Source organism: Streptomyces sp. VTCC 41912 (genome assembly GCF_045799175.1).
GTDB classification, from domain to species: domain Bacteria; phylum Actinomycetota; class Actinomycetes; order Streptomycetales; family Streptomycetaceae; genus Streptomyces; species Streptomyces albulus_C.
The window spans coordinates 1-16,821 of the sequence record NZ_JBJMAB010000019.1; the positions used below are offsets into that span (position 1 = coordinate 1).

24 protein-coding genes are annotated in these 16,821 nt (G+C 71.7%); 8 read left to right on the forward strand and 16 right to left on the reverse strand.

Annotated features, from left to right (window positions below; translation table 11 throughout):
- Positions 1–445 precede the first annotated feature (445 nt).
- On the reverse strand, positions 446–1,135 hold the full coding sequence (locus ACJ6WD_RS24280) for a DedA family protein (RefSeq protein ID WP_233661860.1): 690 nt from the start codon (positions 1,133–1,135) through the stop codon (positions 446–448).
- Positions 1,136–1,339: 204 nt separating this feature from the next.
- On the opposite strand from ACJ6WD_RS24280, the gene ACJ6WD_RS24285 reads away from it, so the two are divergent.
- Positions 1,340–1,708: a YbjQ family protein gene (locus tag ACJ6WD_RS24285; protein WP_016578170.1), complete on the forward strand. Its 369-nt coding sequence runs from the start codon at positions 1,340–1,342 to the stop codon at positions 1,706–1,708.
- Between the two features lie 45 nt (positions 1,709–1,753).
- Here ACJ6WD_RS24285 and ACJ6WD_RS24290 read toward each other — a convergent pair whose 3' ends face one another.
- Positions 1,754–2,512: a MerR family transcriptional regulator gene (locus tag ACJ6WD_RS24290; protein WP_407616529.1), complete on the reverse strand. Its 759-nt coding sequence runs from the start codon at positions 2,510–2,512 to the stop codon at positions 1,754–1,756.
- Between the two features lie 121 nt (positions 2,513–2,633).
- Here ACJ6WD_RS24290 and leuE point away from each other — a divergent pair, with 121 nt between their 5' ends.
- The 3 genes from leuE (at position 2,634) to ACJ6WD_RS24305 (ending at position 5,500) form a co-directional block, all read left to right on the forward strand.
- The gene (gene leuE / locus ACJ6WD_RS24295; protein ID WP_331249046.1) at positions 2,634–3,332 is read left to right on the forward strand and encodes a leucine efflux protein LeuE; all 699 of its coding nucleotides are present in this window, start codon (positions 2,634–2,636) and stop codon (positions 3,330–3,332) included.
- 112 nt (positions 3,333–3,444) lie between these two features.
- Positions 3,445–4,068, forward strand: a complete 624-nt coding sequence (gene wrbA, locus ACJ6WD_RS24300) for an NAD(P)H:quinone oxidoreductase (protein WP_407616481.1) — start codon at positions 3,445–3,447, stop codon at positions 4,066–4,068.
- Positions 4,069–4,084: 16 nt separating this feature from the next.
- Complete coding sequence (locus ACJ6WD_RS24305; protein WP_233661856.1) at positions 4,085–5,500, forward strand: glutamate decarboxylase; 1,416 nt, start codon at positions 4,085–4,087, stop codon at positions 5,498–5,500.
- 30 nt (positions 5,501–5,530) lie between these two features.
- Here the strand turns inward: ACJ6WD_RS24305 and ACJ6WD_RS24310 are convergent, their stop codons facing one another.
- From ACJ6WD_RS24310 to ACJ6WD_RS24325, 4 genes are all read right to left on the reverse strand, one after another.
- A complete protein-coding gene (locus ACJ6WD_RS24310) occupies positions 5,531–6,181 on the reverse strand; it encodes a PadR family transcriptional regulator (protein WP_016573111.1) in 651 nt (216 codons plus the stop codon).
- An 89-nt stretch (positions 6,182–6,270) separates the two neighbouring features.
- On the reverse strand, positions 6,271–6,819 hold the full coding sequence (locus ACJ6WD_RS24315; protein WP_055583462.1) for a DinB family protein: 549 nt from the start codon (positions 6,817–6,819) through the stop codon (positions 6,271–6,273).
- Between the two features lie 162 nt (positions 6,820–6,981).
- Complete coding sequence (locus ACJ6WD_RS24320; RefSeq protein WP_233661854.1) at positions 6,982–8,439, reverse strand: aldehyde dehydrogenase family protein; 1,458 nt, start codon at positions 8,437–8,439, stop codon at positions 6,982–6,984.
- A 64-nt stretch (positions 8,440–8,503) separates the two neighbouring features.
- The gene (locus tag ACJ6WD_RS24325) at positions 8,504–9,367 is read right to left on the reverse strand and encodes a helix-turn-helix transcriptional regulator (RefSeq protein WP_020929983.1); all 864 of its coding nucleotides are present in this window, start codon (positions 9,365–9,367) and stop codon (positions 8,504–8,506) included.
- Between the two features lie 315 nt (positions 9,368–9,682).
- Here ACJ6WD_RS24325 and ACJ6WD_RS24330 point away from each other — a divergent pair, with 315 nt between their 5' ends.
- The gene (locus ACJ6WD_RS24330) at positions 9,683–10,192 is read left to right on the forward strand and encodes an ATP-binding protein (protein ID WP_233661853.1); all 510 of its coding nucleotides are present in this window, start codon (positions 9,683–9,685) and stop codon (positions 10,190–10,192) included.
- Positions 10,193–10,317: 125 nt separating this feature from the next.
- Here the strand turns inward: ACJ6WD_RS24330 and ACJ6WD_RS24335 are convergent, their stop codons facing one another.
- The 7 genes from ACJ6WD_RS24335 to rpmG form a co-directional block, all read right to left on the reverse strand.
- The gene (locus ACJ6WD_RS24335; RefSeq protein ID WP_044378415.1) at positions 10,318–10,557 is read right to left on the reverse strand and encodes a DUF397 domain-containing protein; all 240 of its coding nucleotides are present in this window, start codon (positions 10,555–10,557) and stop codon (positions 10,318–10,320) included.
- Positions 10,558–10,675: 118 nt separating this feature from the next.
- Entirely contained in the window at positions 10,676–11,158 is a 483-nt protein-coding gene (locus ACJ6WD_RS24340) for an SRPBCC domain-containing protein (protein WP_233661852.1), read from the reverse strand.
- Positions 11,155–11,550, reverse strand: coding sequence for a helix-turn-helix transcriptional regulator (locus ACJ6WD_RS24345; RefSeq protein WP_233661851.1), 396 nt, complete (start codon positions 11,548–11,550; stop codon positions 11,155–11,157). The genes ACJ6WD_RS24340 and ACJ6WD_RS24345 overlap by 4 nt, the downstream gene beginning before the upstream one ends.
- 109 nt (positions 11,551–11,659) lie before the next feature.
- Positions 11,660–11,896: a 30S ribosomal protein S18 gene (gene rpsR, locus ACJ6WD_RS24350; RefSeq protein ID WP_233661850.1), complete on the reverse strand. Its 237-nt coding sequence runs from the start codon at positions 11,894–11,896 to the stop codon at positions 11,660–11,662.
- Between the two features lie 73 nt (positions 11,897–11,969).
- Complete coding sequence (locus tag ACJ6WD_RS24355) at positions 11,970–13,118, reverse strand: GTP-binding protein (RefSeq protein WP_233661849.1); 1,149 nt, start codon at positions 13,116–13,118, stop codon at positions 11,970–11,972.
- The gene (locus ACJ6WD_RS24360; RefSeq protein ID WP_016573101.1) at positions 13,118–13,372 is read right to left on the reverse strand and encodes a type B 50S ribosomal protein L31; all 255 of its coding nucleotides are present in this window, start codon (positions 13,370–13,372) and stop codon (positions 13,118–13,120) included. Before ACJ6WD_RS24360 ends, ACJ6WD_RS24355 begins: the two co-directional genes overlap by 1 nt.
- 5 nt (positions 13,373–13,377) lie before the next feature.
- The gene (rpmG, locus tag ACJ6WD_RS24365; RefSeq protein ID WP_016573100.1) at positions 13,378–13,542 is read right to left on the reverse strand and encodes a 50S ribosomal protein L33; all 165 of its coding nucleotides are present in this window, start codon (positions 13,540–13,542) and stop codon (positions 13,378–13,380) included.
- A 74-nt stretch (positions 13,543–13,616) separates the two neighbouring features.
- Between rpmG and rpmB the strand changes: the two genes are divergently transcribed.
- The 3 genes from rpmB to tatA all read left to right on the forward strand — a co-directional run bounded on the left by rpmB (position 13,617) and on the right by tatA (position 14,465).
- On the forward strand, positions 13,617–13,853 hold the full coding sequence (rpmB, locus tag ACJ6WD_RS24370; protein WP_407616482.1) for a 50S ribosomal protein L28: 237 nt from the start codon (positions 13,617–13,619) through the stop codon (positions 13,851–13,853).
- Positions 13,853–14,158 carry a 30S ribosomal protein S14 gene (rpsN, locus tag ACJ6WD_RS24375; protein WP_233661848.1) on the forward strand — a complete coding sequence of 102 codons (306 nt, stop codon included), beginning with the start codon at positions 13,853–13,855 and terminating at the stop codon, positions 14,156–14,158. The genes rpmB and rpsN overlap by 1 nt, the downstream gene beginning before the upstream one ends.
- 109 nt (positions 14,159–14,267) lie before the next feature.
- Positions 14,268–14,465, forward strand: a complete 198-nt coding sequence (gene tatA, locus ACJ6WD_RS24380) for a Sec-independent protein translocase subunit TatA (protein ID WP_233661847.1) — start codon at positions 14,268–14,270, stop codon at positions 14,463–14,465.
- A gap of 21 nt (positions 14,466–14,486) precedes the next feature.
- On the opposite strand, the gene ACJ6WD_RS24385 is transcribed toward tatA, so the two are convergent.
- The 3 genes from ACJ6WD_RS24385 to ACJ6WD_RS24395 all read right to left on the reverse strand — a co-directional run bounded on the left by ACJ6WD_RS24385 (position 14,487) and on the right by ACJ6WD_RS24395 (position 16,729).
- A complete protein-coding gene (locus tag ACJ6WD_RS24385) occupies positions 14,487–15,332 on the reverse strand; it encodes a nitrilase-related carbon-nitrogen hydrolase (protein WP_233661846.1) in 846 nt (281 codons plus the stop codon).
- 322 nt (positions 15,333–15,654) lie between these two features.
- Complete coding sequence (locus tag ACJ6WD_RS24390; RefSeq protein WP_233661845.1) at positions 15,655–15,807, reverse strand: hypothetical protein; 153 nt, start codon at positions 15,805–15,807, stop codon at positions 15,655–15,657.
- Positions 15,808–16,321: 514 nt separating this feature from the next.
- Positions 16,322–16,729 (reverse strand): rodlin, encoded by a 408-nt coding sequence (locus ACJ6WD_RS24395; protein WP_233661844.1) that lies wholly within the window; start codon positions 16,727–16,729, stop codon positions 16,322–16,324.
- Positions 16,730–16,821: the final 92 nt, after the last annotated feature.

Here is a 16,821-nt window from a genome sequence, read left to right on the forward strand (position 1 = left end):
CCCCCCCCCCCCCCCCCCCCCCCCCCCCCCCCCCCCCCCCCCCCCCCCCCCCCGACCCCTCCCGTATGAGGGTGGGAAGAGAGGTGAGTGGGGGTGCGCCCGGCTGGGCTCGTGCGGCGCGTCGGGGGGTGACTGACCAGCAGCGGACCACTCAGGCTGGGGCCCACTCACCCATCTTTTCCCCCACCCCCAACGGGAGGGGACGGGCCGGAGGGGGTGGTGTGCAGGACGTAAAGCGCAGCAGTCCTGCACACCACCCCCGCAGGCCCGTCACCGCCACCCAACAGCCCCGCGCAGCGGACCACGCGCCGCAGGCGCAACGGCGAGACGACCCACGGCGGGACGGCCGACCACGCACGTCAAAGCCCCGCGCAGCGGCAACGCGCCGCAGGCGCAAAACAGCAACCCCCACGGCGGGACAGCCGACCACGTGGGAAGCCCCACATCACCGCTTCGCGTGGCGCCCCCGCCCCTGCGGGGCCGTCGTGTCGGCCGCTGCGACGACCGGTTGCTTCTTTGCCTTGGCGCGGGCGCGCAGGAACTCGATGGCGACCGGAATCACCGAGAGCAGCACGATTCCCACGAGGATCGCCTCGATGTTCTTGTGCACGAACTCGACGTTGCCCAGTGCGGCGCCCAGGAGCGTGACGCCGGCGCCCCACAGCGTCCCGCCGATGACGTTGAAGGTGATGAAGGAGCGGTACTGCATCCGGCTCACGCCGGCGATGATCGGCGTGAAGGTCCGCACGATCGGCACGAACCGGGCCAGGATCAGCGACTTCGGGCCGTGCTTCTCGAAGAAGGCGTGCGCCTTCTCCACGTTCTCCTGCTTGAACAGTCGGGAGTCGGGTCGGGTGAAGAGCGAGGGGCCGACCTTGCGCCCGAAGAGGTAGCCGGCCTGGTCACCCAGTACGGCCGCCAGCACCACCAGCACGCACACCAGCCACAGCGGCGTGTCGATCTTGTTCGTCGTCACCATCAGGCCGGTGGTGAACAGCAGCGAGTCCCCGGGCAGGAAGAAGCCGATCAGCAGCCCGGACTCCGCGAAGACGATGAGCAGGACGCCGATCAGGCCGAATGTCGTGATCAAGTAGTCCGAGTTCAGCCACTGGGGGCCGAGCGCGAGAGTATTCACGGGGTGAAGGCTCCTGGGTCGAGGGCGCCCGGCTCGCGCGGTGCGGCGAGCGGAAGCGGAGGTACAGGCGCAGTGTGCGGCCCAAAGCTATCAACGGACTATGGCGCCCAGCGGTTCCACGGCCCTCCCACCCGACCGCCCACGGCCACTGGCCGCCCCCGCCGGGCCGGGCGATCCTGGCCGGAAGGACAGGAGGTGCGGACCATGGGCATCGAGGAGTACGGCGGCGGACAGCAGACGCAGTCCGACGTCCTGGTCGTGACGACCAACGACGTACCGGGGTTTCACGTGAAACAGGTCATCGGCGAGGTCTTCGGCCTCACCGTGCGCTCCCGGCACCTCGGCAGCCAGATCGGCGCGGGGCTGAAGTCGATGATCGGCGGTGAGCTGCGCGGCCTGACCAAGACCCTCGTGCAGACCCGCAACCAGGCCATGGAGCGCCTGGTGGAGCAGGCCCGCGCACGCGGCGCGAACGCGGTCCTGATGTTCCGCTTCGACGTCACCGAGGCCGCCGACGTCGGCACCGAGGTCTGCGCGTACGGCACGGCCGTGGTGCTGGAACCGGCGGGCTGACCGGCCTCGGCGGGCCGGCCGGCCACGCGCGGCCCGGCCGGCCGCTCACCCGTTGCGCGCCGCGTTCGCCACCATCGCGTCCCGCAGGTACGCCGCGAGCCCCGGCCGGATCGCCTCGTAGGTGGCGGTGAACCGTTCGTCGGCGACGTACATCTCGCCGAGTCCGGCGTGGATCTCGTGGGTGCAGTCGTAGTACGCGCGGCCGATGAACCGCCGGTGCTCCTCGGCGACGTCCATCGCCGCCGCGGAATCCGCCGGCACACCCTGCGCGAGCAGTTCCGCCATCGCGCGGTGGAGGGCGTCGAACTCCGCCGTCAGCCGCTTCCAGTCGTCCTTGGTGTACGCGGCCGTCCGGCGCCGGGACTGCTCGTGGGCGCCGGTGCCGCCCCAGCGCCGGGCCGCTTCCTCGGCGTGCCGGTCGGGGTCGAAGTCTCCGAAGACCTCGAACTTCTCCTCCGGGGTGAGCCGTACGTTCATCCTGCGTGCCTCCATGGCGTGTTCGACGGCGGCGGCCATCTTCTGGAGCGTCCCGATCCGCGCGGTCAGGAGTGCGTGCTGGCGCCGCAGGTGTTCCTGCGGGTCCGCGTCCGGGTCGTCCAGGAGGGCCGCCACCTCGTCGAGCGGAAAGCCCAGCTCCCGGTAGAACAGGATCTGCTGGAGCCGGTCCAGGTCGTCGTCGCCGTAGCGCCGGTGTCCCGCGTGACTGCGGGCGCCGGGCACCAGCAGCCCGATCTCGTCGTAGTGGTGCAAGGTGCGCACCGTGACTCCGGCGAGATCGGCGACCTGGCCCACCGAATAGCTCACTTCCGCTCCCTGGTCGGTCGTCGGTACGCACGTCACGATGGCTCCTCACGCCACGTGAGGTGCAAGTCCGGATGGTGAAAGCCCGGTGAGGCGGCCGGTCGGCGGGTGAGATCCTCCGCACATGCTCGGAATAACGGATCTGCCCACGTATCTGGTGGGCCTCGCCCTCATCGTCCTGCTGCCGGGGCCGAACTCGCTGTACGTCGTGTCGGTGGCCGCCCGGCGCGGCCGTCGCGTGGCGTACCGGGCCGCGGCGGGCGTGCTGTGCGGCGACACGGTGCTGATGACGTTGTCGGCGGGTGGGGTGGCCTCGCTGTTGAAGACGAGCCCGGTGCTGTTCGGCATCGTGAAGTTCGTCGGCGCGGGCTATCTGACGTGGCTGGCGGTCGGGATGCTGCGCGGCGCCTGGTCGCTGTGGCGCGACGGCCGGGCCCGCCGGGCGCTGCGGGACGAGGCGGCGCGGCAGGCGGCCGGCCAGGCCCCCGAGGCTGCTGCGGAGGCGCCGAAGGCCACCGTCGAGCGGCCGTTCCGTCGGGCGCTGGTGGTCAGTCTGCTCAACCCCAAGGCGATCCTCTTCTTCATCTCCTTCTTCGTGCAGTTCGTGGACCCCTCCTACGCGCACCCGGTGCTGTCGTTCGTGACCCTCGGCGCCTGGGCCCAGCTCTTCAGCTTCACCTACCTGTCGCTGCTGATCTTCAGCGGGACGTTCCTGGCGGCGACCTTCCGCCGTCGCAAGCGGCTGACGGCCGGTCTCTCCGCCGGTGCCGGCGCCGCCTTCCTCGGCTTCGCCGCGAAGCTTTCGCTGGCCAGTACCAGCTGACCGCCACGGGCCGGGTCCGCGAAGGGCCCGGCCCGGTCGCGCTTCCACTGGGCGAACCCTGGAGGCCGCACACTCCTCATGCCCCTATTGTCGGGTTTCAGGAGGTGTGTCCATGCCCGTGCACGACGTCAACGTCGCCGTCATCTACTACTCGTCGACCGGCACCGTCGCCGAGTTGGCCCGGCTGATCGCCGACGCCGCCGAGCACGCGGGCGCCGACGTCCGGCTGCGCCGGGTCGCCGAACTGGCCCCGCGGTCCGCCATCGACTCCAACCCGGCCTGGGCGGCCAACGTCGCGGCCACCGCCGACATCCTGGAGGCGACCCACGACGACGTGCTCTGGGCGGACGCCGTGCTCTTCGGCACCCCCACCCGCTTCGGCAGCGTGACGTCCCAGCTCAAGCAGTTCGTGGACACCCTGGGCGGCCTCTGGCAGCAGGGCCGCCTGGCCGACAAGGTCTACAGCGGCTTCACCGCCTCCGCCACCAAGCACGGCGGCCAGGAGTCCACCCTCCTGGCGCTCTACAACACGATCCACCACTTCGGCGGCATCCTCATCGCCCCGGGCTACACCGACCCGGCGAAGTTCACCGACGGCAACCCCTACGGCACCTCGCACGTCGGCGGCCCGGACACCCCGGTCGACGCCGACGCCGCCACCGCCGCCCGCGTCCAGGCGGCGCGGACGGTGCGGTTCGCCAAGGCCATCAAGGCCGGCCTGGCCGCCACGAGCTGACGAAAGGCCGCAGCAGATGCCCCTGCACAACGGCGACGCCGAACGCCCCCGCGACCACCGGCGGCACCCGGTCAACCCCTTCTACGGCGAGGCCGACCCGGTCGCCGGGATGGCGACCTCACCCCCGGTGCACGCCCTTCCCGACGGCCCGATCTCCCCCCACAACGCCTACCAGTTCGTCCACGACGAGCTGATGCTGGACGGCAACGCCCGGCTCAACCTCGCCACCTTCGTCACCACGTGGATGGAGCCGCAGGCCACCGTCCTGATGTCGGAGTGCCGGGACAAGAACATGATCGACAAGGACGAGTACCCACGCACGGCCGAACTGGAGCGGCGCTGCGTGGCGATGCTCGCCAACCTCTGGCACGCCCCCGACCCGAGCGCCATCATGGGCTGCTCCACCACCGGCTCCAGCGAGGCGTGCATGCTCGCCGGCATGGCTCTCAAGCGCCGCTGGGCCCGGCGCAACCAGGACCGCTATCCCGGCACCGCCCGGCCGAACCTCGTCATGGGCGCCAACGTCCAGGTCTGCTGGGAGAAGTTCTGCAACTTCTGGGAGGTCGAGTCCCGCCAGGTCCCCATGGAGGGCGACCGCTTCCACCTGGACGCGGATTCCGCCGCCGCGCTCTGCGACGAGAACACCATCGGCGTCGTCGCCGTCCTCGGCTCGACCTTCGACGGCTCCTACGAGCCGGTGGCGGAGATCTGCGCGGCGCTCGACGCGCTCCAGGAACGCACCGGCCTGGACGTCCCCGTCCACGTGGACGGCGCCTCCGGCGCGATGGTCGCGCCGTTCCTCGACCCCGAGCTGGTGTGGGACTTCCGCCTCCCCCGCGTCGCCTCGATCAACACCTCCGGCCACAAGTACGGCCTGGTCTACCCGGGCGTCGGCTGGGCGCTCTGGCGCAACCAGGAGGCGCTCCCCGAGGAACTGGTCTTCCGCGTCAACTACCTGGGCGGCGACCTCCCCACCTTCGCGCTCAACTTCTCCCGCCCCGGCGCCCAGGTCGCCGCCCAGTACTACACGTTCCTGCGGCTGGGCCGGGACGGCTACCGCGCCGTCCAGCAGGTCACCCGCGACGTGGCCCGCTCGATGGCCGAACGGATCGGTGCGCTGGGCGACTTCCGGCTGCTCACCCGCGGCGACCAACTACCGGTCTTCGCCTTCACCACCGCCGACGACGTCACGTCCTTCGACGTCTTCGACGTGTCCCGGCGGTTGAAGGAGCGCGGGTGGCTGGTCCCCGCCTACACCTTCCCGCCCAACCGCCAGGACCTCTCCGTCCTGCGGGTGGTCTGCCGCAACGGCTTCTCCCTGGACCTGGCCGACACCTTCCTGGCCGACCTGGAGGAGTTGCTCCCCGAACTCCGCCGGCAGCCGGCCCCGTTGGGCCGTCCGGAGAACGTCGCCACCGCCTTCCACCACTGATCGCCGCGGGCCCCGGGGACCCGCCGGCCGTCAGTCGGTGCCGGGCTGTCGGGCGTCGGCGTCGTCCCGCACCGCGTACGGGTTCGGCTGCCCCGGCGCGAGCACCCCCACGAACGGCGCGCCCTCGCCGGCGAAGACGTACGCCCCGCCCTCGATCCGCGCGATCAGGCCGCGGGTCCACTCCACGCCGCTGTCCGTCGCGTGCACCCACATGTGCATGATCTCGCCGATGTGGCCGAGCTCCCCGGCCCCGCCTTCGGGCGCGTAGGACGACGTGACGGTGGTCCGCCACTCCGTGAGCGCCCGCACCCGCTCCTTGAGCAGCGCCACCGCCTCCGCGCGCGGCAGATCGACGAGGAAGCCGAGGCCGGCGCTGAGCAGGTCGGTCTTGGGGTCGCGCTGCACCAGCGCCGCCCGCAGCAGCCGGAAGTACTCCTCCTCGCCCGCCGGGGTCAGCTCGTACTCGGTCCGCGGCGGGCCGCCGGCGGTGCTCGGTGCGGTGTCGTGGGCGTGCAGCAGTTGCTGCTTCGCCATCTGCTTGAGCGCGTGGTAGATCGACCCGGGCTTGGCGTTGGACCACTCGTGCGCGCCCCAGTACTCCAGGTCGTTGCGGACCTGGTAGCCGTGCGCCCGACCGTGCTGCCGCACGGCGCCGAGCACCAGCAGCCGGATCGCCGACATCGCCACTCCCGTCCCGGCGCGCGGTCCCGTCCGCGCCCTGCCGCCAGCCTAGGACGCCACCCTAGGCCGCCGGCCGCGGCGACCGGCCGCTACCCCTCCCGCGCCGTGCGCTCCTCGTCGACCAGCACGAAGGCCGTCTTGCCGTCCAGGGACTCCCGGACGATGTCGGCATGGCCCGCGTGCCGTGCGGTCTCCTCGATCAGGTGCAGCAGCAGCCACCGCATCGACTGCCGGGCGTCCTTGGGGAACCACGGGGCCGGCGGCAGCGGGAAGGTGTCGTCGAGGCTGGGCACCGACCGGATGAACTTCTCCGTCTCGGCCGCGACGCCCGCCCAGAACTCCAGCGTCCCCGCGACGGTCTCGCCGTCCTGGAGCTGGAACCCGAGGTGCCAACTGCTCTGGTCGCGCGGAACGGAGGGCTCCCGCTGCTGCGCGAACTCCAGCCAGCGCTGCTCCACCTCGGCGACGTGCTTGACCAACCCGCCCAGCGACAGCTCGCTGGCGCTGGGCTGCTGCTTGGCCTGCGCGTCGGTCAGCCCCAGGACGGCCCGGCGCAGCCCGCCGCGCTGCGCCTCCAAGAAGGCCAGCAGCGCTCCGCGCTCATCACCGTGGGCCTCGGCCAGCACATGAGTGGGCATGGTGGTTCCACCTTTCGTCACGCCGGCGGGTACGGCACAGCTCACTGGCCGGCGCCGAACCGTCCGGCCGCTTCCCGATGTCCCCGACCCTACGAACCACCTAGGACAGTAAGCGTCCTACATCCCCGCGGACCGCTCGCGCGCCGTGTCGCACCCTCGTTCTCAGAACGGGAACGACGTCCGCCCGTGCTGGATCGACACCCACTTCTGCGTCGTGAACGCCTCGACCGTGGACTCGCCGTTCAGCCGTCCGATGCCGGAGAACTTCTCGCCGCCGAACGCCACCTGCGGCTCGTCGTGCACCGTGCCGTCGTTGACGTGGACCATCCCGGTCTCGATCCGCTGGGCGATCCGCGCCCCGCGCTCCACGTTGGCGGTGTGCACCGCTCCGCTGAGTCCGTACGGGGTGTCGTTGGCGATCCGCACCGCCTCGTCCTCGCCGTCGAACGGCACCAGCAGCGCCACCGGCCCGAACAGTTCCTGGCCGTGCAGGGCGGAGTCCGCGGGCAGCCCGGCCAGCACGCTCGGCTCGACGAGGTTGCCCTCCGTGCGGCCGCGCAGCAGCGCCGTGGCGCCCTCGGCTATCGCCCGGTCCACGAGCGAGGTCAGCGCCTCCGCCTGGAAGGTGTTGATCAGCGGGCCGATCTGGGTGCGCGGGTCCCGCGGGTCACCGGTCCGCAGCGCCGCCACCTTGGCCACGAACTTCTCGGTGAACTCGGCCTCCACCGCCCGGTCCAGCAGCACCCGGTTGGCCGCCATGCAGACCTGCCCCTGGTAGACGAACCGGCTGAAGACCGCGGCGTCCACCGCGTAGTCGACGTCGGCGTCGTCCATCACGATCAGCGCGCTGTTGCCGCTGAGTTCGAGCACCACCCGCTTGAAGTGCCCGGCGCTGACCGACGCCACGTGCCGGCCGACCTTGTCCGAGCCGGCGAACGAGATGACCCGGGGCACCGGGTGCTCGATCAGCGCGTCCCCGATCTCCGCGATGTCGGTGATCAACACGTTGAGCAGGCCGTCCGGCAGCCCCGCGTCCTGGAACAGCTTGGCGATCAGGCCGCCGCCGGTGATGGGGGTGTTCTGGTTGGGCTTGACGACCACCGCGTTGCCCAGCGCCAACGCCGGCGCCACGGACTTCATGGAGATCAGGAACGGGAAGTTGAACGGGCTGACCACGCCGATGACCCCGACCGGCCGGGTGTAGACGCGGTTCTCCTTGCCGTCCACCGGCGACGGCAGTATCCGGCCCTGCGGCCGCAGCGCCAGCTGGATCGCCTCACGGACGAACTCCTTGGCGAGCCGCACCTCGTACTCCGCCTTGACGCGGGTGCCGCCCAGTTCGAGGACGAGGGCCTCGACGATCTCGCCCTCGCGCTCCTCGATCAGCCGTAGCAGCCGCTCGGTGACCTGCCGCCGTTCGTAGGGGTTCCGCAGCGCCCAGTCCCGCTGCGCCCGCTCGGCGGCGCGGTAGGCCGCATCGACCTGGTCCACACCGGCGACCGTGATCGACGCCAGCTTCTCCTGGTCGTAGGGGTTGAAATCGATGATGTCCCACGAGCCACTGCCGGCCCGCCACTCACCGTCGATGAACTGGTAGGCCAGGTCTGCGAAGAAGGACATGGCATCCCTACTCTGTGCGGCACTGCTCTGCGGGGGGCTGATCCAGCGTCATCCTACTGCCGGGTCACGTGAGTTGGAGGAGACCACGCAGCAGGTCCCTGGTGCCGGACGGGTTCGGGCTGTCCTCCTGGAGCCGCTCCATCGCCCGCTCGTAGAGCGCGACCTCCTCCGGCTTGTCCACGTAGAGGGCGCTGGTCAGCTGCTCCAGATAGACGACGTCGGACAGGTCGGACTCCGGGAAGCGCAGCATGGTGAACGCGCCACTCTCCCCCGCGTGCCCGCCGAAGTTGAACGGCATCACCTGGAGCCGCACGTTCGGGCGCTCGGAGATGTCGATCAGGTGCTTCAACTGCCCCCGCATCACCGCCCGTCCGCCGTAGGGACGGCGCAGCGCGGCCTCGTCGAGGACGCAGTGCAGTTGCGGCGCCCGTTCGGACAGCAGCAGCTTCTGCCGCTCCTGGCGCAGCGCGACGCGGCGCTGGATGTCGGCGGCCGACGCGTCCGGCATGCCGCGGGAGACCACGGCGTGCGCGTACTCCTCGGTCTGCAACAGCCCGTGGACGAACTGGACTTCGTAGACGCGCAGGAGCGATGCGGCCCCTTCCAGGCCCACGTACGTCTGGAACCACCCGGGCAGCACGTCGCTGTAACTGTGCCACCAGCCCGCGACGTTCGCCTCCTTGGCCAGTGAGAGCAGCGCCTCGCGCTCCTGCTCGTCGCTCACGCCGTAGAGCGTGAGGAGATCTGCGACATCGCGTGCCTTGAAGCTCACCCTGCCCAACTCCATGCGGCTGATCTTCGATTCGGACGCACGGATCGAGTAGCCGGCCGCTTCACGGGTTATCCCGCGCGACTCACGCAGCCGACGGAGCTGGGATCCGAGCAGGATCCGCCGCACCACCGACCCGCCCGACTCACTTGCGGACACCTCTCTGACCCTCCTGTGACCCCACCCCGTCCAACAGTGGGCCGCAGTCTGCCACGTTCAGGCTTCGTTCAGTGCTCATGTGGTTACTGATATGTGCGGCCCCTGCAAGCCCTCCACAAGAAATCACAGGAAGAATACGGCGCTTATACGTCCAGCCCTACGCAATCGCGTCAGCTGCACGTGCATCTGCCCTTGCATCTGCCCTACGCATTGGGAACCATGGGCATCGCACGCATGCACGCTCGTGAAAGATCCGCCAGATCCCCGGCTGACCGGCCCGGGTCATGACGTCCGCGAACGCCAGGAGTGCCTCGCATGGGGACCAAGGTTTCGACCATGCTCGACTTCGAGCCTTTATGGCAGGGCTTTCCCCCCGTCGACCCCTTGGCCGTCTCCGGTTCCGCCTCCTGCCCGCTCCCGCCCCGTTACGAATCGGTCGGCGGCGCCCGCAAGTTCACCCGTGACACGCTCGTCGGCTGGGGCCTGGAGGAACTCTTCGACGGCGTCGGCCTGGTGGTCTCCGAGCTCGTCACCAACGCCCTGCGGCACGCGGTCCTCGCCGCCCCGGAGCACCCCGGTTTCGGTGCGGACTTCACCGACAGCGCCCTGCCCGCCCGGCTCCACCTGATGCGCTGGTCCTCCCGGCTGGTCTGCGCGGTGCGCGACCCCAGCGACGCCTCGCCGGAGGCCGGCGAGGCGGACTCCGCCGACGAATCGGGCCGCGGGCTCTACCTCGTGGACTCGTTCAGCGACAGCTGGGGCTGGCACCGGTTGTCCGGGGGCCGGCACGGCAAGATCGTGTGGGCCCTCTTCCGGCTGCCGTGACGGCCGCCGCGCCGACCGGCTGACCGCTTCCGCCGTCCGTCCTCGCGCAACGGGCGCCCGCACGACGCGGGCGCCCGTCTTCCGTGTGAGCGCCGACCGCGACCGCGTCGGCGCCGCCGGTCCGCTCAGTCGCGCACCAGGTGGTCGAACTCCCCGTCCTTGATGCCCAACAGCATCGCCTCGACCTCGGCCGGTGTGTAGACCAGCGCCGGGCCGTCGGGGAAACGGGAGTTGCGCACCGCTATGTCGCCCCCGGGCAGCTTCGCGAATTCCACGCAGGAGCCCTGGGAATTGCTGTGCCGGCTCTTCTGCCAGGTCACGTCGCGGAGCTCCGTTGCGGCCATGCCGTTGTATGCGTGGGGCACAGGGCTCTCCCGGGTGGTGAACTCGGTGATAAACGGTGTCAACTGCCCGGGATCATAGCTGCGTTCACATGCGGATGCATGCGCAGATGCACGTGCACGACAGGGGGTGCCGGGCCGGTCACATTTTGTTGAGCACCTTCCCCAAAGCGTCCGTTACAATCGACCGCCAGCCGCCCCCCATGATGCGGTGCGCCTGCACCTGGTACGGGTCGTCCGGGTCGAAGCCCTCATGGACGAGGAAGAGACGCGTGCCGCGCCCTTCGGGTTCCAAGGTCCAGGTGAGCGTCCAGTCCGCGCGGTTCCCCTGGCCCTCGTCGGCGTCCTGCCAACGCAGCCGCAGCATCCGCTCCGCCTCGAACGCGACGACCTCGGCGACCACCGTGCCGGAGAAGTTGGTGTTCGGCCGGGGCAGGGTCCGCATCGCGTAGCGGTGGCCGACCTCCAGCCGGAAGTCGCCGGGCATCATCCACTGCGCGATCAGCTCCGGCTCGGTCAGCGCCCGCCAGACCTTGGCGGGGGGATGCGGCAGGAAGTGGTCGACGCGGAGCGTCGTCGCGTCCGCCGGGTCGTCGTCGGGGACCGGGATGCCGTGGGTGTTCATTGCGCCTCTTCGCGGGGGATTGCGTGGGGGATCTCGTCGGGGATGCGGTCGAGCAGCTCGCCCAGGCGCGCGAGCCTCGCGCGCCAGAACCGCTCGTAGGGTCCGAGCCAGTCCTGCACCTCGCACAGCGGTGCGGCCTCCAGGCGGTAGATCCGCTGCCGGCCGGCCCGCCGCTCGCTCACCAGCCCCGCCTCGCGCAGCACCTTCAGGTGCTCGGACAGGCTGGGCCGGCTCATCGCGAAGTGCTCGGCCAGCGCCCGGACCGGTTGCGGCCCGTCGTCGCGCAGCAGGCGGAGCAGCTCGCGCCGGGTGGCGTTGGCGAGCGCCGCGAAGACCCGGTCCTGATCGGTTGCGGACGGCACGGGGTGCGGCGGTGCAGGAGTGGCGTTCACACCCCCCAAAATAAGTAGGAGATTCCCTACGCGTCAAACGTAGGGAATCTCCTACCGGTCGCGAGGGGCGGCGCCGGCTGCCGGGAGCCCCGCCCCCGCGAGGTCCGCGTCACCGCGAGGAGTACGGCAACAGCGCCATCTCCCGGGCGTTCTTGATCGCGCGGGACAGCTGCCGCTGCTGCCGGGCGGTGACCCGGGTGACCCGACGGCTGCGGATCTTGCCGCGGTCCGAGACGAACTTCCGCAGCAGATCGGTGTCCTTGTAGTCGACGTAGGTGATCCCGGCCGCGTCCAGCGGGTTGCGGCGGGGCGCGGCCGTGCGGCGCGCGTCGTGGCGACGGGTCATGGCGGGGTTTCCTTCTCGGGGTGGAGGGACTGGTTCCGGGCGGGTAAACGGCCGGTTCGAGGGGCGCCCGGCGTCACGACACCGGATCGAGCAGCACGTCGAAGGCGGGTGACAGGCCCTTCCAGGCCGCCGGACCGCCCGCGTACTCGGCGTCGGTGAGCAGGCAGGACGCCAACAGGTCGCGCAGCCCGCAGCGGTCCAGCCCGGGCGAGGTGAACGTCAGGTACTGCCCCCGGTCGCCGTGCTCGGGATGCCAGTCCAGCGCGGCGGCCGCCCGGCGCACCGGCGGCACCAGCTCCCAGGCGGCGTCCGGCAGCGCGGCCAGCCACGGCCCGGCGTTCTCCACGCACAGCGCGCCGCCGGCGGCGTCCCAGGACAGCAGCGTGTCCGGCCGGTCGGCCAGCCAGAACCTGCCGCGGCTGCGGGCCGCCGCGCACGTCAGGTCCTCCAAGGCCGCGTAGAGCCGCTCCGGGTGGAAGGGCCGGGCGCCGCGCCAGACGAACGTGCCCACGCCGGCCGCCTCGGCCTCCTGCGGCAGCAGCGCGCAGGCCGGGTGCTGTCGGCTCGCCGCGGCCTCCACGTCGAAGCCGGCCAGCGCGGCGGCCGCCAGCTCCACGGAGTCCACGGCCACCTGGCGCGCCATCGGGTGCAGCTGCGCCAGCAGCGCGTGGTCGGCGTCGTCCGCGGCCTCCTCCCCGCAGGCCAGGGCCAGCACCGGGGCGTACTCCAGTTGCCGCGCCCAGGTGTCGGCGACGGTCCGCTGGTCGGAGGCGGCGGCCGCCAGCCCGGCCTCGGCCAGGTCGTCGCCGCAGCTGAGGTAGGGCAGCAGCAGCGCCGGGTCGACCGCCGTGATCACGCCGGTCAGCGCGAGGTTCGCGCTGCCGCACGAGGCGACCACCTCGGCCATCGCCTTCGGCTCGACCGAGTCCCACAGTTCGACGATGGCCAGCCGGCAGGTCCGGCCGGCGGCCAGCCGCTCCAGTTCGGGCACCAGGTCCTCGCGCAGCGCACAGCAGGCGCAGTCGTTGACCAGCGGCGCCTCACCGGTGTCCAGCGTGCCGCCGGCGTCGCGGACCGTGCGCCGCACGGTGCCGTCGGCCGCGGCGGCCAGGTCGTGGTGGAGGGCGACGCTGCCGGGGACGGTCCGCAGCAGCCGCTCGACGGCGGCCCGCCGGGCGTCCGCGTGCAGGCCGCCCACCAGCGCCACGCTCAGCCGCTCCATCAGCGGGCCCCGCGCTTGCCGTACCGGCGCTCGAACCGCTCGACGCGGCCGGCGGTGTCCAGCACCCGGGCGGCGCCCGTGTAGAAGGGGTGGCTCGCCGAGGAGATCTCGACGTCGATGACGGGATAGGTGTTGCCGTCCTCCCACTCGACCGTCTTGTCGCTGGTCATGGTCGAGCGGGTCAGGAAGGCGAAGTCCCCGGCCCGGTCACGGAAGACGACGGGCCCGTAGGCGGGGTGGATTCCGGGCTTCATCGCGCTCAGCGCTCCTCTCGGAAGGTGACGTGCCGACCGACCACGGGGTCGTACTTGCGCAGTTCCAGGCGGTCGGGGTCGTTGCGGCGGTTCTTGCGGGTGACGTAGGTGAACCCGGTGCCGGCGGTGGACCGGAGCTTGATGACCGGGCGTATGTCGTTGCGGGCCATGCCAGGTAGTATACGCAAATGGTTTCCATTTTCAATAAGCCCGCGCAGGGCCCGACCACCGGAGGGACCGCACCATGTCCGCCCACTGCCAGCTGACCGGCCGCAAGCCGGGCTTCGGCAAGTCCGTCTCCCACTCGCACCGCCGCACCCCGCGGCGCTTCGACCCCAACGTCCAGCGCAAGCGCTACTGGCTGGCGAGCGAGGGCCGCCACGTCCGGCTGACCCTGAGCACCAAGGCGATCAGGGCCGTCGACGCGATCGGCGTCGAAGCGGCCGTCGCCCGCATCCGCGCCCGAGGGGAGAAGGTCTGATGGCCAAGAAGAGCAAGATCGCCAAGAACGAGCGCCGGCGCGCCACGGTCGCCCGGTACGCGGCCCGCCGGGCCGTCCTCAAGGCCGTCATCCGCGACCCGCGCGCCCCCGACGAGGAGCGCACCGCCGCCCGACGGGAGCTGTCCCGCCAGCCGCGGGACGCCAGCGCCACCCGCGTCCGCAACCGCGACGGCGTCGACGGCCGCCCGCGCGGCTACTTCCGGGCCTTCGGCCTCTCCCGGCTCAACCTCCGCGACCAGGCCCACAAGGGCCACCTCCCGGGGGTCACCAAGTCCAGCTGGTGACCCCACGCCCGGCCGCCCGCCCCGAACGCGCCCCCGGGGACCGGGCGGCCGGGCCGTTGGGGTAATACTGGGCAGACCCCCCACCGCCCCGACGAAAGCGAGAGCGCCCGTGCTGCGCAACGCCCTGGAGCCTTGGCACCTGTTCTTGATCCTGGCCGTCCTCGTCCTGGTCTTCGGCTCCAAGAAGCTCCCCGACATGGCGCGCGGCCTCGGCCGCTCGATGCGCATCCTCAAGTCGGAGGCCAAGGCCCTCAAGGACGAGCGCCCCGCCGAGGCCGCCCGCACGGAGCAGCCCGCCGGCAACTGACCCGGCCCCGCCCCGCCGAGGTCAGTGGTCGCCGCCCTCGTCGATCAGTCGCCGCACCTCGCGGTCGATGAGCCCCAGGCGGGCCTCCGCGACGAGCGGAACGGCCCGCCGCTGCCGGCGCGCCTCGGACGGGTCGATCTCCACGGTGACCAGCGCCGTCTCCCACTTGGGCGCCTGCGCCACCACCGCGCCCCGCGGGTCCACCACCCGTGAGCCGCCCCAGAACGACGCCCCGTGCTCGTTACCGACCCGGTTGACGAAGACCACCCAGCACTGGAGCATCCGCGCCGTGTAGGACAGCAGCGTGTCCCAGTAGAGCCCGGTGTCCATCGCCTCCGGATCCAGGCTCGCCGCGCTGTTGGTCGGCACGAACAGCACCTCGGCCCCGTCCTGCACCGCCAGCCACGGCAGCACCGGCTGCCAGGCGTCGTTGCACACCAGCGTCGCCCCCCGCCCCCCGCTCGGCGACTTCGCCAGCTCGTACGAGCGCAGCGACTGCCCCGGGCTGACGTGCTTGCGCTCCTCCCAGGCCAGGTAGTTCGGCAGGTAGAGCTTGCGGTGCGCGTGCGCCAGCTCCCCGTCCACGTAGTACGCGGACGTGTTGTACGCCCGCAGACTGGTGTGCTCGTGGAAGCCGACCAGCACGGCGGGCCCCAGCGTGCTCAGCTCCCGCAACCGCGGATCGCCCGCCTCCAGGGACGCGTCCCGCTTGAGCGCCCCCAAGTGGTAGCCGTGCAGGCTGAGTTCGGGGAACACCACGAGGCCCGCGCCCTGGACCGCCGCCTGCTCGATCTGCTCCCGGGCGACCCGCAGGTTCTCCGCCACGTCCCCGAGTACGCAGTCCGTCTGCGCCAACGCGATGAGCATGCCCCACATCCCCCTCAGCCAATTACATTTAATCGGTTTTACTACCTTCCTCCACATTCTCCCCAAACATCCCGTTCCGCCGCATCCCACCAACGAGCGAAAGGACGGACCTCCCCGTGCCGACGGTCGCCATCGCGCGTTGATCCGCACGACCCGTCGTGCCCGCGGGCGGCCTCCAGCCGCAGCTCCGCCCGGTACCAGCGGTACGGCGGCCGCGGTCGGGACGTCCGGCGCTCACGGCGTCGCCCCGGCCGGGCGGCCCTGGCCGAGCGGCCCGCCGCATCCGCTCGGCCGGCCGCCACGCCCCGCGGCGCCGCACGACTCATCCCCGACGGCCACGGGCCCATTGCAGCAACGCCACCCCGCCGAGCAGCAGCCCGCCACCGGCCCCGGCGATGAGCCCCAGCCGCCGCGCTCCACTGGACGCCAGCAGCGCCTGCCCCACCGACTTGCCGGCCCGCGCCACCGCGCCCACCCGGGGATCCTGGTAACCGCGCGCTCCCAAGCCCCGTCGAACCGCCGCCTCGGACACTCCGGCCCGTCGCCGCTCCCGACGCCTTTCCGACCCCGCCGCGCCCCGCACCGCCCCGACCCGGCGCCCCTCCGTCCGGCGCCCGGCCGACGGCAGCCGCGAGGACCTCGCCCCCTTCCCGCACCGGATCCCCGAAACCACCCGCAGCACCCTCAGCCCGCCCAGCGGGTTGCCGCACGCGGCGACCGGCGCCGGCGCCCCGGGCGAGCCCGCGGTACCTCCCCGCGCGCCGGCGTCCGCGAACACCGGCCCTCCGCCCACCCCCAGCACGCCCGTCGCCACCGCGACGACCAGGCACGCCCTCAGCCTCTGTCCCATATCCCCTCACTCCGCAGTCCTCGCGCACGGACACCCCGCCCGCATCCCCGTGGCGCTCGCACGACCGGGCGGCCAACGGCGCACGCGCTCGTTGGCCGCCCGGTGTCGCAAGCGGTGAATCGGCCGAAGCCGACGGCCGTCAGCGGTTCTTGACCCCGTTGCCCGAGAGGATGGGAATGTCGTCGACGATGTGCGACAGCGCCTCGTCGCCCTTGGCCTGGGTGGAGTTCCGCGCGCACTGCTGGTTCTGCGGCGACGACAGGACGTTGATGTCCTGCACGGTGACCGGAATTCCGCCGATCAGCGAGCCGACGTTCCCCTTGGCGGGCAGGCCGACGCACAGGTCGTTCAAGCTGCCTTGCAGGAGCCCGAGTTGGGTGCTGCGCTTACCGTGCGTCTTGGAGTTCCCGTACACGGACTTGGTGCCGTTGCCGTTGACGGTGCTGGTGCCGTTCTGGTCGCCGATCGCCAGGGCTTCTTGAGCCGCCGCGGCCGAAATTCCGACGAGCGATGCCGCGATCGCCGCGGTCGCCATCATCTTCTTCATCGCGCTGAACCCTTCAAGAGAAGGAACCCCCGGCACGGGAGCCCTGTTTCAACAACACACCGCGGCCGCCCGAGTTCCGCACCGTCACCCGA